Origin of the sequence: Paenibacillus anaericanus (assembly GCF_003994475.1) — a bacterium.
GTDB classification, from domain to species: Bacteria; Bacillota; Bacilli; order Paenibacillales; family Paenibacillaceae; genus Fontibacillus; species Fontibacillus anaericanus.
The window spans coordinates 177714-193785 of the sequence record NZ_RZNY01000001.1 but is presented as its reverse complement, the minus strand read 5'-3'; the positions used below and the strand labels follow the sequence as shown (position 1 = coordinate 193785).

The 16072-nt window shown below is 43.2% G+C and carries 16 protein-coding genes and 2 tRNA genes; 12 read left to right on the top strand and 6 right to left on the bottom strand.

What is annotated here, in order from left to right; genetic code table 11:
* The first annotated feature begins 101 nt into the window (after positions 1 to 101).
* The 3 genes from EJP82_RS00895 (at position 102) to EJP82_RS00885 (ending at position 2732) form a co-directional block, all read left to right on the top strand.
* Entirely contained in the window at positions 102 to 1166 is a 1065-nt protein-coding gene (locus tag EJP82_RS00895) for a GerMN domain-containing protein (RefSeq protein WP_127190129.1), read from the top strand.
* A 181-nt stretch (positions 1167 to 1347) separates the two neighbouring features.
* Complete coding sequence (gene rph / locus EJP82_RS00890) at positions 1348 to 2106, top strand: ribonuclease PH (protein WP_127190128.1); 759 nt, start codon at positions 1348 to 1350, stop codon at positions 2104 to 2106.
* Positions 2103 to 2732, top strand: coding sequence for an XTP/dITP diphosphatase (locus tag EJP82_RS00885; RefSeq protein WP_127190127.1), 630 nt, complete (start codon positions 2103 to 2105; stop codon positions 2730 to 2732). The genes rph and EJP82_RS00885 overlap by 4 nt, the downstream gene beginning before the upstream one ends.
* A 76-nt stretch (positions 2733 to 2808) precedes the next feature.
* Here the strand turns inward: EJP82_RS00885 and asnB are convergent, their stop codons facing one another.
* Positions 2809 to 4653: an asparagine synthase (glutamine-hydrolyzing) gene (gene asnB, locus EJP82_RS00880; RefSeq protein WP_127190126.1), complete on the bottom strand. Its 1845-nt coding sequence runs from the start codon at positions 4651 to 4653 to the stop codon at positions 2809 to 2811.
* 143 nt (positions 4654 to 4796) lie between these two features.
* Here asnB and EJP82_RS00875 point away from each other — a divergent pair, with 143 nt between their 5' ends.
* From EJP82_RS00875 to EJP82_RS00865, 3 genes are all read left to right on the top strand, one after another.
* On the top strand, positions 4797 to 5105 hold the full coding sequence (locus tag EJP82_RS00875) for a hypothetical protein (protein WP_127190125.1): 309 nt from the start codon (positions 4797 to 4799) through the stop codon (positions 5103 to 5105).
* Between the two features lie 36 nt (positions 5106 to 5141).
* Positions 5142 to 5489 (top strand): hypothetical protein, encoded by a 348-nt coding sequence (locus EJP82_RS00870; RefSeq protein ID WP_127190124.1) that lies wholly within the window; start codon positions 5142 to 5144, stop codon positions 5487 to 5489.
* A gap of 80 nt (positions 5490 to 5569) precedes the next feature.
* Positions 5570 to 5643, top strand: a tRNA-Arg gene (locus tag EJP82_RS00865).
* A 209-nt stretch (positions 5644 to 5852) separates the two neighbouring features.
* On the opposite strand, the gene EJP82_RS00860 is transcribed toward EJP82_RS00865, so the two are convergent.
* The 4 genes from EJP82_RS00860 to EJP82_RS00845 all read right to left on the bottom strand — a co-directional run bounded on the left by EJP82_RS00860 (position 5853) and on the right by EJP82_RS00845 (position 8517).
* Positions 5853 to 5923, bottom strand: a tRNA-Gly gene (locus tag EJP82_RS00860).
* A gap of 125 nt (positions 5924 to 6048) precedes the next feature.
* Positions 6049 to 6708, bottom strand: a complete 660-nt coding sequence (locus EJP82_RS00855; RefSeq protein ID WP_127190123.1) for a TetR/AcrR family transcriptional regulator — start codon at positions 6706 to 6708, stop codon at positions 6049 to 6051.
* A gap of 52 nt (positions 6709 to 6760) precedes the next feature.
* Complete coding sequence (locus tag EJP82_RS00850; RefSeq protein ID WP_127190122.1) at positions 6761 to 7789, bottom strand: ABC transporter permease; 1029 nt, start codon at positions 7787 to 7789, stop codon at positions 6761 to 6763.
* Positions 7786 to 8517 carry an ABC transporter ATP-binding protein gene (locus EJP82_RS00845; protein WP_127190121.1) on the bottom strand — a complete coding sequence of 244 codons (732 nt, stop codon included), beginning with the start codon at positions 8515 to 8517 and terminating at the stop codon, positions 7786 to 7788. Before EJP82_RS00845 ends, EJP82_RS00850 begins: the two co-directional genes overlap by 4 nt.
* A 213-nt stretch (positions 8518 to 8730) precedes the next feature.
* Here EJP82_RS00845 and EJP82_RS00840 point away from each other — a divergent pair, with 213 nt between their 5' ends.
* The 5 genes from EJP82_RS00840 (at position 8731) to ald (ending at position 14279) form a co-directional block, all read left to right on the top strand.
* Positions 8731 to 10152 (top strand): stalk domain-containing protein, encoded by a 1422-nt coding sequence (locus EJP82_RS00840; protein WP_170220092.1) that lies wholly within the window; start codon positions 8731 to 8733, stop codon positions 10150 to 10152.
* A gap of 29 nt (positions 10153 to 10181) precedes the next feature.
* Positions 10182 to 11042, top strand: coding sequence for a phosphate ABC transporter substrate-binding protein (locus EJP82_RS00835; RefSeq protein ID WP_127190119.1), 861 nt, complete (start codon positions 10182 to 10184; stop codon positions 11040 to 11042).
* Between the two features lie 82 nt (positions 11043 to 11124).
* The gene (gene pstC, locus EJP82_RS00830) at positions 11125 to 12078 is read left to right on the top strand and encodes a phosphate ABC transporter permease subunit PstC (RefSeq protein ID WP_246053933.1); all 954 of its coding nucleotides are present in this window, start codon (positions 11125 to 11127) and stop codon (positions 12076 to 12078) included.
* Positions 12075 to 12956 (top strand): phosphate ABC transporter permease PstA, encoded by an 882-nt coding sequence (pstA, locus tag EJP82_RS00825; protein WP_127190117.1) that lies wholly within the window; start codon positions 12075 to 12077, stop codon positions 12954 to 12956. Before pstC ends, pstA begins: the two co-directional genes overlap by 4 nt.
* Positions 12957 to 13154: 198 nt before the next feature.
* Complete coding sequence (gene ald, locus EJP82_RS00820) at positions 13155 to 14279, top strand: alanine dehydrogenase (RefSeq protein ID WP_127190116.1); 1125 nt, start codon at positions 13155 to 13157, stop codon at positions 14277 to 14279.
* An 18-nt stretch (positions 14280 to 14297) separates the two neighbouring features.
* Here ald and EJP82_RS00815 read toward each other — a convergent pair whose 3' ends face one another.
* Positions 14298 to 14801 (bottom strand): glutathione peroxidase, encoded by a 504-nt coding sequence (locus EJP82_RS00815; RefSeq protein WP_127190115.1) that lies wholly within the window; start codon positions 14799 to 14801, stop codon positions 14298 to 14300.
* Between the two features lie 282 nt (positions 14802 to 15083).
* Between EJP82_RS00815 and EJP82_RS00810 the strand changes: the two genes are divergently transcribed.
* Entirely contained in the window at positions 15084 to 15836 is a 753-nt protein-coding gene (locus EJP82_RS00810; protein ID WP_127190114.1) for a hypothetical protein, read from the top strand.
* Positions 15837 to 16072: the final 236 nt, after the last annotated feature.

Genomic DNA, 16072 nt, shown 5'->3' with positions numbered 1-16072 from the left:
GGAGTGTGCCCACTTCTTGAAAAAAATATAGTATTTTTCGAAAAGAGGCTCGTATATATAGTAATACAAACCATAGAAAAATGTTAGGGAGGAACCCGTTCATGAAATGGAATACTAATCTTCGTCGTACAATCGCTGTTGGCGTATTAACACTCCCACTAATGCTATCAGGCTGCAGTTACTTTGGAGCGAGCTCTTCAGCTCAAATCGATCCACCACCACCAGAGGTTGAGGCTCAAATGTTGGAGATGGGGCTTACGCCTACAGAACAGACAAGCCTGACGGCTGGGGACAAGCTCTTCACGGTTTATCTGGAGAATGAAAAGGGGCTTCTAGCTCCGGTGGCACTCCATTTGCCGACAGGTTCAGATGCAGAGAAACTGAACAGAACACTCGATATGCTTGTCCAAGACGGACCATATACTTCATTGATCCCGTCTGGGTTTAGGGGTGTACTTCCGAAAGGTACAGAAGTGAAAGCTGTTACAGTTAAGAAGGATGAGAAACTGGCGGTTGTGGAATTCAGCAAGTCGTTTAATCAATATGAAGCCGCAGATGAACGGAAGATTCTTGAGGCGGTCACTTGGACATTAACAGGAAATCCAGAGATACAGAATGTTCAATTGTGGGTAGACGGCGAGAAGTTAAGTGAAATGCCAGTCGACGGAACATCGCTGGAACGCCCATTAAACCGCTCTTTGGGGATCAATTTAGAATTTGATGGTGGTTCAAGCCTATCAGGAACAAGTGCAGTTACCGTATTTTTCTCGGCAGAGACGCAGGACGGGGTTCAATATTTCGTGCCGGTCACTCGATTTGTACCAGCTCAGGGTGATCTCGTACAATCTGCACTTAGTGAATTGATAAAAGGACCTATAAAGGGCGCAGGCTTGGAGCGAGTTCTCACTGATAATACTGCGGTGGACGGAGTAACCGTATCTAATGATGGTATTGTGACGGTATCGATCCAAGATGAGATGTTTGAGGTCGGTGAGAAGCCGCCGGCTCAGATGATGCAATCGCTGGTATTAACAGTAGCGGAGAATGCTAAGGGGGATAAAGTACGGATTTGGCTGAATGGACAAAAAGATGTAGTTGGTTTGGATAATCAGAAGTATAGTGAGCCAGTCTCGCGACCGGAATTGATTAATCAAATTCCTTTATAGAATAAGAAATGGGAAGGGGGACGAAAAACGTCTCCTTTTTTATTCCCTTTTCTTCGCACAAGGCGTCATGTCCCAAGCGAGTTTACCACAGTAAAGAGGTTTCAAATGGTGCTTTTATGCTTACACTTTGATAGAATGGGGAAAGCATATAGACAGCATGTAATGTAGGAGGCAGTTAACGATGAGAATAAACGGACGTGAGGCAACTCAGCGGCGGACGATGAATTTAACGGTTAATGTGAATAAATACGCTGAAGGTTCAGTGTACATTGAAGTCGGAGATACCAAAGTGATTTGTACGGCGACAGTGGATGAGAAGGTTCCAATGTTCATGAAGGGTCAAGGAAAAGGCTGGGTAACTGCAGAGTACTCAATGCTCCCTCGGGCAACTCATTCACGGAATCAGCGAGAAGCAGCGAGAGGTAAGTTGAGTGGCCGTACAATGGAAATTCAGCGATTGATTGGTCGTTCACTTCGTTCAGTTGTTGATCTGCAAGCACTAGGTGAACGATCGATTACCGTTGACTGTGATGTACTGCAAGCAGATGGTGGCACGCGTACGACTTCAATTACAGGAGCGTTCATCGCGATGGCAATCGCAATAAATAAGATTGTTCAGAAACATAATCTACCTGTATTTCCAATTACGGATTATCTAGCATCCCTCAGTGTAGGGATCGTAGGCGAAGAGTTGTTGCTTGATTTGAACTATGAAGAGGATTCTAAAGCTAAAGTGGATATGAACGTTGTCATGACGGGACAAGGCCAATTCGTTGAGGTACAGGGAACTGGTGAAGAGAAACCGTTCTCCAGAAACGAACTGGATTCAATGCTGAAGCTTGCCGAACAAGGTATTTATGAGATGATTAAACAGCAACAAGAAGTATTAGGGCCGATCGCTCTTAAGATTGGTAGTGGACAAACAGGAAGTAACGTATGATTCAGCAAGCGGCAGACGTCATTATTGTAGCTACGAGGAATAAAGGTAAAGTCAAGGAATTTGCGCATGCTCTTGCATTTTTGGGTAAACCCGTACTGAGTATGTATGATTATCCTGACGTGCCTGAGGTCGTGGAAGACGGTGAGACCTTTATGGATAATGTCCGTAAGAAGGCGAAAACCGTTGGTGACCTGCTTGGCTTACCCGTTCTTGCCGATGATTCAGGTCTCTGTGTAGACCAGCTTGATGGAGCACCAGGAGTGTATTCAGCTCGATATGCTGGTGAAGGGGCTACAGACGAAACAAACAATATGAAGCTACTTCGTGAACTGGAACAATTACATCAGGGAGAAGATACGGAACAGCCGTTACTGAGTCCCGCAAGATTTGTATGTCATTTAGCGTTGTATGATCCAGCGAATGGACAGTTTGTTGAGGCTTCCGGAACGGTAGAAGGGTGGATTACTTCACAGCCAGCCGGAGGTGGCGGGTTCGGATACGATCCGTTGTTCTATTTGCCAGCATATGAGAAGACGATGGCAGAGCTTAGCCTCACAGAAAAACAGGCTATCAGTCATCGTGGCGCAGCACTACGGGAACTAACTGAAAAATTGAAACAGCGTTAGTTAATCTAAATTATAGAACGGCCCTGGAAGTAGTTAGCTACTTCCAGGGCCGTTTTTTTATAATAAATTTGCTCTTCTAGCGAATGGCGACCTGATACTTAATTAGCCAGTGGTTTACCTGTGTCAAATATGCAAATAGCTGTGGACCTGACATTAACTGGCCAAACCAAGGAAGGTGTGAGGATGATTCTGGAGAAGCAGCTATAGCTCGTATTTTAGCTGAATCAATCAACGGTAAAATGGGGGAAGCTGGATTATCCAAAATCTGCAGCATTTGTTCTTTAACTGCGTGTAAATATCCGGGATTATGTGTTTTAGGATACGGACTTTTTTTGCGATAAAGTACGTCCTCAGGAAGAATTCCTTCTAATGCCTTACGGAGGATCCCCTTCTCCCGGTCCCCTGTTGATTTAATCTCCCATGGTACGTTCCATACATACTGGACCAATCTGTGATCACAAAATGGAACGCGAACCTCAAGTCCCGCACCCATACTCATTCGATCTTTACGATCTAATAGGGTCGGCATGAAGCGAGTAATGTTCAAGTAGGACATGACGCGCATCCGTGCCGCTGCCTCACTCTCCCCTTCCAACTTGGGTGCTTCGTTTACGGCTTCGCTGTACCTTTTCGCAACATATTTCTCGGGTGAAATCCAATCACGAACTTCTGGAGATAATAGGCTGGCACGGAGATCCGTGGCAATGGACCATGGGAAGGTTCCAGCTCCCAGAAGCTCTTCTCGGTGAAACCAAGGATAGCCACCAAACACTTCATCAGCGGCTTCACCAGAGATGGCCACCGTGGCTCCTTTTTTGATTTCTCTGCAGAAGAGTAGAAGTGATGAATCGACATCAACCATACCGGGCAGATCGCGGGCTATTGTTGAATCTGGGAGGGAATCTACGAGTTCAGGTGTGTCAATTGTAATCCAATGATGCTCGGTTCCTAGCTCCTCCACCATTCGTTTGATCCACGGAGCGTCGGCCCCAGGTTGGTAACTATGAGCTTTAAAGTGCTTGTCGTTATCGACGTAATCGACAGAGTAAGTATGCATCTGACCTTGGCCGGTCCGTTTGTAATAATCGACTGCGAGTGCAGTTAAGGCGCTTGAGTCAAGTCCCCCAGATAATAGAGTACATACTGGAACATCGGAGATCAGTTGGCGGTCCATCGTATCTTGAAGTAGCTTGCGAATATTTGAGGCCGTTTCCTCCACATTGTCACCGTGCGGCTCGGCTTCGAGTTTCCAGTAGGCATAACTGCGCAGGCCTGAACGGCTCCAGATCATAGCATGACCTGGTTTGAGCTCATTCATATTTTGATAAACCCCATGACCTGGTGTACGAGCCGGTCCGATTACAAAAATTTCAGCTAACCCTTCAGGACCAATGACAGGTTCAAATTTGGGATGTTTAAGAATGGATTTTGGTTCCGAACCAAAAATAAATGTACCGGATATTTGACTGTAGAATAGCGGTTTGACTCCAAGCCGGTCGCGTGCAAAAAACACATGGTTCCTTACACTATCCCAAACGGCAAAGGCAAAGATACCGTTTAGCCGGGAGATACAGTCTGGTCCCCATTGAATATATGCTTGTAACAATACCTCAGTATCACAGTGAGTACGAAAGCTGACCCCTCTCCGTTGCAATTCGTCCCTTAATTCAGGAGCGTTGTAGATTTCCCCGTTATATACAATGGAGAAGACAGCATCCTCCTCGTAAATGACCATAGGTTGCGCTCCATTCTCGGGGTCCATGACACTGAGCCGCCGATGACCAAATGCAATTGGCCCTGAAATCCATGTTCCTTGAGCGTCAGGGCCTCTATTTTCTAGACAAGAGGTCATGGACAATACCAAGTCCAAGTCACTTGTCAGATCCCGATTCCACTCAATAAAGCCTGTTATTCCGCACATGTTGGTTTCTCCTCTCTCTATTGTGACTACCGCTCCGTTCAGCTCTGGGCGAAAAGTAATAACAGATTATGCCGAACAAGAGCATAAAATGTCTGTCCAATAAGGAAAACTATGACTATAAGGCATGAAAAGGAGGTTTAGCGGTGGAGAAAAAGTTATTTCACTTGTCCGTTCAAGGTCGATCTATACTTGAAGATCAGGGAGCCACGTCATTTGAATGGACGGTGGAAGCGACCCCAGAGGAAGCAGATAACCTAAGGGGGATGCTAGAGCGAATTGCTGAGAAAGAGGAGAGTTCATTTCTCGCGTTCACCTACCCTTGGCCTGATACTCCGGAAGAGGAGGTTAATGCTGGGTATCAGTCTCATTTGAATGAGCTATACCGTGAAATTTATCGACTAGGCACCAAGGAAACGCGTGATGGGATTGGGCGATACTTGGCGTTTTTGTAGAAGTGGAAATGAGCCCGAAATAAGGGGGATACGTTGATGTATTATATTAAGGATGCTAAGTTCAGACGAATGGCAGAGTTTAATGGGGTTCCCTGCGCAGAAATACAAGTTAGTCCGGGTGCAGTAGACGATCCCGACTTGTTCGTTTACGTTGCAAGGGATAGTAGTGGTACAGGGTATGACATTGTACGGATGGTGCGAAGTTATGCCGATTTAGAGATAGATTGGTTTAATAATAATCTACATGACGCTTACGCGGTGGTAAGTGAAGAGAACTTTGGAGACCACGGATGGCCCGAACCAGCACAACAGAGAAAACAGTTCAAAGAAAACTTGCTTTCTAACAACGATATTGTGGCTAAATTGGAGCAATATTTAACGTAATAAATTAACTATGTAAATTAGTCTTTGAAAAAAGGGCAAGATGCGTTATAATAAATAACGCATCACTTTTTTCATACCATGTCTCAGTAGCTCAGCTGGATAGAGCAACGGCCTTCTAAGCCGTCGGTCGGGGGTTCGAATCCCTCCTGGGACGTAACTAGAAAGAGTCCACTTTTTGTGGGCTCTTTTCTTATGTTCCTGGGATGAGAACCCCAAGTGGGGTTCGTCGGAGCATCAACTTCGATAGCGTAAGCATCGCAGTAAAAGAAAAACTGTCCGCGGGTTTCCTCGGACAGTTCTTCTTATAAAATGAAATAAAAAAAACCTTTATCGCTAAAAGGTTTATAACAACTATGAAAATTAAGCGGGTGAAGGGAATCGAACCCTCGCCTCAAGCTTGGGAAGCTGGCGTTCTGCCACTGAACTACACCCGCATGATGTAACCTTATATATTATAGCATATTGTTCTTTTTGTTCAAGGGTGAATTTAAAAGTGAAAGCACGACACAAGGAGGAAAGACTCGTATCGTACCTTCTGAATATCGTGGTTTCGCTATAATTATTTTGCAGATATTCCATTCATGATCAGTCGAATCGTATCCCTGACTTCCTTTTCTTCATCCCATGGTTGATCGGGCATCAGCAAGAAACGGGTAGCGATCATTCCAATCATAACGGAAGCTGTATAACGAAGTAATTCCTGAGTGGGGAGTTCAATGATTTCTCCCTTACTCTTGAAGTATTCTGCTATTTCACTTAACCGCTGGAAAATATGTGTTCCAATGTGTTGTTTGAATTCTGTCTGAAGATGAGGTTGGAATGGAATTTCCTGCAGCATGATTTTGATAATCTTGTGATGCTTTCGCACAAATTCGAGTCGGTTAATCATTAAGGCATATAAGAAATCTTCATATGTTGGGTAATCGGACTCTAGTACCTCTTTAAAGTTTTTTATTATAAAGGGGGCAATCAATTTACTCATCATAGGCGACACGATGGATAGGAGCAAGTCCTTTTTCGTTTTGTAGTGCCGGAAAATCGTACCTTCCGCTACACCTGCCTTCTGCGCAATTTCGCTTGTTGACGACCCAGCATATCCCTTCTCGGCAAATACCTCGATGGCTGCTTCAATAATTTTGAACTGTTTTTGAGTCATTTTTCCATCATCTATATTGTTTAGTTCATGAATCCATTGTTCCATCGATTCTTGCTGTGACATGCGTAGCTCCTCCCTCTTATCTTCTTTATATTAACATAATAGCCAGCGGGATTTAAATTTTACGGTGTTTACGTAAAGCTAAAATGTTCAAGAGGATGAATAACAATGAAAAACCAATGAGTACATAAACATCACTTGCAATGGCCTCCCAGCCTTTACCGCGGATCATGACGTTTGTAAGTGCGTGCGCCCCGTAGGTAAGCGGCATGATGACTCCAAAACCCCGAAGCCAATCTGGAAGTGTTTCTAGAGGGAACATACCTGACAAGAAGAATTGAGGGACAATGATCAGTGGAATGAACTGAATCATTTGCAACTCATTATTAGCAAAAGCTGAAACCAAGGTCCCAAGGGTTAATGCGGTCATGGACATCAACAGTGTCAGCAACAACACGAAGAGGAAAGATCCTGTCATGAGGATACCAAGAACTTTGATGCTGTACCAGGAAATGAGCAGTGCTTGAAGTATAGTAAAAAGTCCAAAGCCTCCTGTGTAACCTAATACGATTTCCCACCGCTTCAGTGGAGTAGATAATAATCGCTCAAGTGTTCCTGTTGTTCGTTCGCGAAGGAAGGATACGCCCGCTATCAGAAATACGAAGAAAAAGATAAAGAAGCCTATAAGTATCGGGCCCAATTGATCGATGCTGGTCATATCTTCGGAACCGTGAAGATAAGTTATGCTCAAGTTTGGTGAAGCTACATCGGACTGTAGCCCCTCTCCGACTTTCTGCATAAGCAGTAGAACTGCCTTATTAACAGACGGTTCGCTTCCCTCAATCTTCACCTGAAGCAGGCCTTCACTTGATTGCACGAGGGCATCAATCTTACGATCGTCGAGGGCGGCCTCAGCTTCTTCACGGGTTTCGTATTTCAAGACGGTGGCTCCGAGCTTCTCAAACCTTTCATTCATAACATCAGGAGTGTTGATGGAGCCCAGCTTTGGTTCATATTGTGAACCGTTGAATACGATATTCATCAAGGTAAGCACAAATATAGGAGCGATAAACATGAGTGCTAAGGTTCGTTTGTCGCGTCTGAATTGTTGTAAAATCCGTAGTATAATAGCCCAAATTCTCACGATTGCCCACCTCCGTAATAAATGAAAGCTTCCTCGATGGAATTTTTCCCTGCGTTTTGAATTAAGGCCTCGGGAGTATCCACCGCTAGTAGTTGGCCATCACGGATCATACCCAAGCGATGGCATTTCTCTGCTTCATCCATTACATGAGTCGTCATGACGATCGTAGTTCCTTTAGTATTGAGAATTTTTAATTCGTCCCATATGGACTTCCGTAGTAGCGGATCTATACCAACTGTTGGTTCGTCGAGAATGAGTAAGGAGGGTTCATGGAGTAATGTAATGGCCAAAGATAGGCGACGCTTCATTCCACCCGAGTATTGATCAACACGTTTATGAAGGTGATCGCTGAGAGCAACGAGTTCCATCACTTCAGCGATGCGTTGCCGTCTTCTTGATCCATTAAGCCCATAAATAGCGGCAAAGAACTGCAGATTTTCTAACGCACTAAGTTCAGTGTACAAAGCATCTGATTGGGCCATGTAGCCGATTCGATTTAACATAGATAGTTTCGGCATTAACGTTCCGAATACGTGGATTTCACCTGAGGAGGCTTCATCGATCCCACTCAACAGTTTGACTAGCGTTGTCTTTCCTGAACCAGAGGGACCTAGAAGACCAAATGTCTCACCGGGCTGTACCTCCAGGGTAATGTCCTCCAGAACACTTTTTGCTCCGAACTTTTTGCCTGCATGTGACACGTTTATAACAGAAGTGGGATGAGTCATGTGATCTCTCCTTTTTAGAAAAGTGAGTGAGTACTCACTATCGAGTATAGATCACTAGAAATATAAAGTAAATAGGTTAATTTTGTTCACGAAATATTGTTTTTACAATATATTCTTGCGATTTTACAAACTATTACAAATCACAAGAATTGATTTAACAATTGTATACGAGAATCAAGGTATAGCTATTTATGCGATATGAAAAGGGTGAATATGATGAAGAAAAGTAAAGTAGTTGGAATGCTTCTCGCTTCCGCGTTGGTATCTTCAGCTGTAGCGGTTGGAACTGCAGGCGCAGCAGCAAACGTTAATGTAACTCCTGCAAAGGCAAGTTCAGCTCAATTAAAGGTGTCGAACAAAAGTGTATTGATTGATGGTAACTTGGTGACCTTGAGATCAGTTCAAGTTAATAAAGTTACATTATATTCGTTACGAGATTTGTCCGATAACATCGGAGCAAGTATTAAGCGTAGTGGATCAAACCTGGTTATTACAAATAATGTGACTGAGCACAATGTTCTCATTACAACAGGTGATAAGAACTATCAGGTGGATGGTAATACATCACAATTTACTGTTGCCCCACAAAATGTTTCAGGTACACATTATGTTGAACTTAATTCTATCGTAGAGTCATTAGGTGGCGAGGTTAATGCAGAAGAATTACGGAGTATTGCACGTCTAGATGGAGAATTTTCTGCACCAGTCTTTAACGTGAATGAGAATGTGATCGCCACAAGAGAAAGTGATGCAGGATTACAACTATTCCAGTTGAATGCACAAGGGCAGTATGAGGTGTTCTCATCTAACGAGAATACGATTGGAGCAGCCATCTCTCCAGATCATAGTTACGGCGCATTTACAAATGAGAATGGTGTTCTGAATCTAGTAAACCTGAGTACGGGTTTAGTGAAAAAAGTGGGAACAGATAGCTCGGTTAAAACAGATTTAAAATGGTCGGCGGATAGCAAGAAGATTTACTTCGTTCAAGGTGACAAACAAGAGAAACTTGCATACATAACAGTTGATACAGGTAAAGTTACAGAGTTACTTGCTGATAAAGTTGAGAACAAGGCTGAAATTCAAGTATCTGACGATGGCAAAAAGATTGTGTATTTCGTTAACGTTACTGGGGTAGCTTCTACTGATAAAGCAGGTACCGAAGAATCACTAGAAATAGATTACTCCAAAGCAGGTACTCAAGTGTATTCACTGGACACTTCAACAAAGGGAGCCAAACCAGTTCAATTGACGAAAGAACTTGATAATAAAATGTTCCTCTCCTTGCTTGCAGACGGTAGAACTGTATATGTCAGTGCGGATCCAGATGGTGTAGTAGCTAATAATGTGCTAAAAGTTATCTCTGCAGACGGAGCTAGCGTAACGAACCTAGTCGCAGATGTTGATATCATTTCTAGTGAATGGGTTGCAGGTAAATGGATCGTTCTTGCTTCAGCAGCAGATGGAAGTAATAAAGTTTTCCAACTTGATGCTGCCGGTGCAAAAACAGAATTGTACAGCACTACGAATGATATTTCAGAGGTAAGTGCTTCTCCAACTGGAGTTTTAGTTCTGATTGAAGATGGCAAAGTCGTATTGGTTCAAGGTAGTAAGACTACTGAACTAACAAAATAATTTAGGACTCGAAAGGGGTAATAATAAAAATGAAATTTTTCAAAAAGCTTTCTCTAGTTACGGTAGCTTCGGCTGTCCTTCTGACATCAGCACTTGCAGGTGCAGCATGGGCCAAGGATGATCTTAAAGGTAAAATTACAGTAAATGGTTCTACTGCTCTTCTTCCGATGACGCTGCAAGCAGCAAAGGAATTCCAAAAGCTGCACCCTAAAGTTAAGATCGCAGCTTCTGGTAAAGGTTCAGTAACAGGGCCACAAGCAGTTAAAAAAGGAATTGCTGACATTGGAGCATGTGACTGGGATGCAAGTATTGATGTACCAGGGTTCAAAGCCTTCACAGGTCAAGTAGCGAATAAAGTAGCAGTTATTCCGTTCGCTACATTTGTTAATAAGAGTGTAAAAGTTGATAGTCTGACAACAGAGCAGTTGAAGGGCATCTTCTCCGGTAAAATCACGAACTGGAAAGACGTTGGTGGCGCAGATGAAGATATCGTAGTCATTACTCGTTCATTCGGTTCAGGTACACGCGTTAACTATCAATCCAAAGCACTTGACGGTGGAGACATTGTTAAGAAAGAAAAGAACTACAAAGAAGTTGGATCCAGTGGTGATATGAAGACTGCGGTTGCTACAACTCCTAACTCGATTGGTTACATTGACTTGACTTACATCACAGGTAGTGACGTCAAAGCCTTGAAGCATAATGGTGTGGAAGCTACTACTGATAATGTTATTAATGGTAAATACAAGATTTGGTCTTATGGTTACTACATGACAAAAGGTCAACCAACTGGAGCTACTAAGGAATTTATCGAATATGTACAAAGCAAGAAGTTCCAAGATAGTTCCCTGAAAAAATTGAAATTCATTCCGATCTCAGCTATGAAATAATTTCTAACAGAATATGAATCTCATAGTATTCAAGCAACCAGCCCCAAATGACGGGGCTGGTTGCTGTATAGGAGGAACTAGGGTGAATACACCTGTCCAAGATACTGGTGCTCAAAGTGAGACGGTATATAATAAAAAGTCTTATACCCATCTATCCAAACAGCAAATAAAGGCGAGTTTCGTGAATAAGCTGTTTAAAAATTATTTTCTTTTCAGCATTTTGACACTTTGTTTCGTTTTGGCATTAGTTATCTTTTTTATTGGTAAAACGGCATTCCTTACCTTTAAAGATATTTCACTAGCACAATATTTCTTCTCTTTTGATTGGACCCCTGAAGAGGGAAAGTTTGGTGCCGCATTATTTATTCTTAATACCTTGTCGTTGACTGCTTTGACTTTAGTCATTGCTGTACCGTTATCAGTTGGCATGGCCATTCTGATCGCAGAAATTGCTCCAAAATGGATGAAGACGATAATTCGGCCTATTCTCGATTTGCTGGTAGGAATTCCTTCAATCGTTTACGGATATTTAGGGTTAACTATCCTCCTGCCGCTACTCCGCGAGCTAAGTGGAGAAAGCTTAGGAGATGGCTTGCTTGCAGCAGCGTTAGTACTTACAATTATGATCTTACCTACGATCTGTCGAATCAGTGATGATGCAATAGGAGCTGTACCTAAGAAGTATCGTGAAGCTGCCTATGCGCTGGGTTCTACTCGATTGCAGAGTATTTTTAAAGTTATTCTTCCTTCTGCTGGGCGTGGCATCATTGCGGCTATTATTCTGGGCATGACCCGCGCGATTGGGGAGACGATGGCTGTCGTGATGGTGATCGGTAATACACCGCAGTTAGCCAAGTCATTATTTGCTTCGACATCAGTATTGACTAGTAATATCGTCATGCAAATTTCGAATGTTGAGTTCGACTCTACTTGGAATTATGCGCTACATATGATGGCATTCCTCCTGTTAGTCATTTCATTTATCCTCATCCTGTTTATTCGCTTTCTGGGTAGAAAAGGGGGAGCTGAATCATGAGTGCCTTCACACCATCGCGTAAAAATAGAAGATCCTTATTCTGGGATCGGTTTGCAACGGTTTGCTTCTATGGTTTGGGAGCCGTCATTATGTTGTTTATCTTTTGGCTATTATTCACGATTCTGAGTAGAGGTCTCCCGTGGATTACACCGCAGTTTCTAGTGAAGTTACCCGAAGAGATTGATGCTGGTGGCGGAATTGGACCGATGTTATTTAACTCATTCTATGTTCTGTTCTTATCGCTCTTAATCTCGCTTCCAATCGGGGTGGGTGCAGGTATTTATATGGCAGAATATGCACCAAAGAATAAATTTACTGAGGTACTACGCATTTGTGTGGAATCATTGGCTTCTGTCCCATCCATAGTATTTGGTTTATTAGGACTTGCGATTTTTGCTGAGTATTTTGGTATTGGACTGACAATACTCGGGGGAGCGGTGAGTCTTGCGTTCCTGAACTTACCCATGCTGGCACGTGTTACGGAGGAAGCTATACGGGCAGTTCCAAACGATTTGCGTAATGCAGCATTTGCACTGGGCACAACTAAATATCAAAGCATCCGTACAGTTGTTATTCCTGTAGCTATGAATGCAATCATAACTGGTGTTTGTTTGGTAGCAGGACGTGCTTTTGGTGAATCAGCTGTAATCCTTTTGACAGCAGGGCTTAGTACTTCAGGGGCAATGTGGGACTTCAACTTATTCTCACCAGGGGAGACGCTTGCAGTTCACTTGTGGTACGTTCAGTCAGAGGCGATCGTAGAAGATGCTCGACAAATTGCAGATATGTCAGCGGCGGTACTCGTATTCATCGTACTTCTGATCAATCTGGTGTTTCGTGTTCCGCTCTGGTTTAATAACCGAAAAGTTAAGCGATAAGTTGTTATAGCAATAGTGGTGACCTCCCTTGTTCGTCTTTGAAGACGATAGAGTGGAGGTTGTTTGCTATGTAATAGAATAGGTATGTAATTCAGATAGAAATGACATATGAAAAACCGTGTGATAATATAATTTTCAAATAAAATAAGTCTCATTTGATGTAGTCCATATTTCTCTAATACGAAGGGAAGTTTAAACATGCGAGTAGGAATACCCAAGGAAATAAAAAATAATGAGAACCGTGTTGCAATTACACCAGCCGGAGTCGAAACCTTAATCAAGAGCGGAAATCAGGTGTTGATTGAGCAAGGTGCAGGGGTGGGTAGCGGATTTACGGATGACGAATACAAAGCTAAAGGAGCAGAGTTGTTTGCCACTGCTGAAGAAGTGTGGACCTCTGCTGAGATGATTATGAAAGTGAAAGAACCGCAGCCGGAGGAATACGGATTTCTGCATGAAGGCTTGATTCTCTTTACGTATCTTCATTTGGCTCCAGAGGCGCAATTAACCGAAGCCTTAGTTAAGAGTAAGGTAAGTGCAGTGGCATATGAGACGGTACAGCAGGAAGATGGTTCACTACCACTACTGACACCAATGAGTGAAATAGCAGGTAGAATGGCGGTTCAGGTCGGGGCGCAGTTTCTAGAGAAACCCCATGGTGGAAAAGGTGTTCTACTTGGTGGAGTTCCCGGAGTTTCACCTGCAGAAGTAGTTATTGTTGGTGGTGGCGTGGTTGGTATGAACGCAGCGAAAATTGCACTGGGTATGGGTGCGTGTGTTACTCTGCTAGATCTAAATGCTAATCGGTTGCGTTATATTGATGAGGTTTTTGGAGGGCGTGTAAGGACGATTATGTCGGACTCGTACCATTTGGAGCAGGAAATTAAAAAAGCTGATCTATTAATTGGGGCCGTACTAATTCCAGGAGCGCGCGCACCAAAGATAGTTAAGGAATATATGGTTCAACAAATGACGGAAGGTTCAGTAATTGTGGACGTAGCTATCGATCAGGGAGGATCTATTGAGACGATTGATCGGGTGACAACTCATAGTAATCCGACGTATGTGAAGCATGGGGTTATTCATTATGCGGTAGCCAATATGCCGGGAGCGGTTGCTCGGACCTCCACACTAGCTTTGACCAATGTTACGATTCCATATGCGCTGCAAATGGCTAATCAAGGATTGAAAAAAAGCGCAGCCGAAAATCCTGCGCTCGCTCGAGGTATTAATGTGATGAACGGATCCGTGACAAATGAGGCAGTGGCAAATAGCTTGGGCTATACTTATATCCCAGTAGATCATGCTTTGCGCGGAATTTAGTCGGCAAATGGGGAATATCTAATTCTCCAAGAGGTGCTGAATATCAGCTTCTAGAGCTTCGGGCTCCGTACGTGCCGGGATTTGTTTAACTATATTACCACTCCGATCGATCAGGAATTTCACGAAATTCCATTCAATCTCTCCAGTGTGATAAGGAGCTGGAGTGTTCTCTACCAGATATTTGTATAGCGGGTGAGCATTCTCGCCTTTGACATCAATTTTGCCGAAGAGCGGGAAGCTTACCTGATAATTTATTTCGCAGAAATGTTGGATTTCTTCTTCCGTACCGGGTTCTTGTCCAGCAAACTGATTACAAGGAAATCCGAGGACAACAAGACCTTTGTCCTTATAAGTACTATAAAGCTGCTGTAGCCCCTTGTAATGCGGAGTCAAGCCACAACCGCTGGCTGTATTAACGATGAGCAGAACCTTACCTTTATAATCTTCAAGAGTTGTCGTCTCCCCATTAATCTTTTGAACCTCGAAATCATATATCTCCCCATTTGATAAAGAAAAACTCATATAATACCTCCTCAAAGTTTTGTGAGCCACACACCATTGAATGATCGTCGTGCAAAACTTACTACGTAAGCATGTGCTTAGTTTTGTGAGCCACACACCATTGAATGATCGTCGTGCAAAGCAAGCTACACAATTTCAAATAAGCCTCTTGCCTTTTCATTCATTGTACTCCAAGTGATAGATAATCCTCAAATTTGAATTAAAAGAGTGAAGAATGCATGTGATTAATTCCCTAGGGTTCTAATGGCTTGCCGCTTACAATTTTAAGTAGAGGTGGTAAAAATGAATCAAAAGGAAATTTATAAAAATGATCTACTCGTCTTACCTAAGTGGGAATCGTATTTGTTACAGAGTTCAGGCTTACCAGGCCCACGAGCAAATTTAACCTTGCTCTATGTAGCCGCGGAGTTGGGGAATGAGGAGATCTTCCGAAGTTTCTTGGATTTTCAAGTAGAAGATGATCATCATGGTGATTCACCGGATGAGTTTATTGTGATGTGCGGAGTTGTGGGATTAGGGAAATTGCTCGCCCAAGGTAAAGAAGAGTATTGGGTTCAATTGAAAAGATATGCTTCAGATTCTCGTTGGAGGATTAGGGAAAGCGTCGCAATGGCATTGCAAATATATGGTGAGTACAATATGGAGCGACTTCTTTCGGAAATGGCAATATGGAGCGTTGAGAGGTTACTAGAGCAAAGAGCAGCCGTAGCCGCTATATGTGAGCCAAAGTTGTTGAAAGATGCAAGGTATGGTGAAAAGTTGTTCATTATTTTAAACCAGACAACTTCATCGTTATTAATAGAAGATAATAGAAAAGAAGATGGATTTCTCGTTTTGAAAAAAGCGCTCGCCTACTGTTGGTCGGTAGCCATTGCGGCGTATCCTGACCAAGGTAAAAATGCCTTTCAGCCATGGCTTAACTATGAAAATAAGGACATTCGCTGGGTGTTGAAGGAGAATCTGACTAAGAACAGACTTCAAAAGATGGACAGCATATGGGTGGAACGATGCAAGGACAAGATAGGAGTAAAATAAAGTGGGGGTTCTCATCCCCCAGAACGTAAAAAAGAGTCCACAAAAGTGGACTCTCTTTATATTACGTGCCAGTCGGGGTACTCTCCCTTTGGTCGAGACTGCGATGATTATGCTAACGCAGTTGATGCTCCGACGAACCCCATTTGGGGTTCTCATCCCCAGAACGCAAGAAAGAGTCCACAAAAGTGGACTCAGGCTGTCGAGAAAGTCTCGACAGCCTTCTTTATGAATTAATT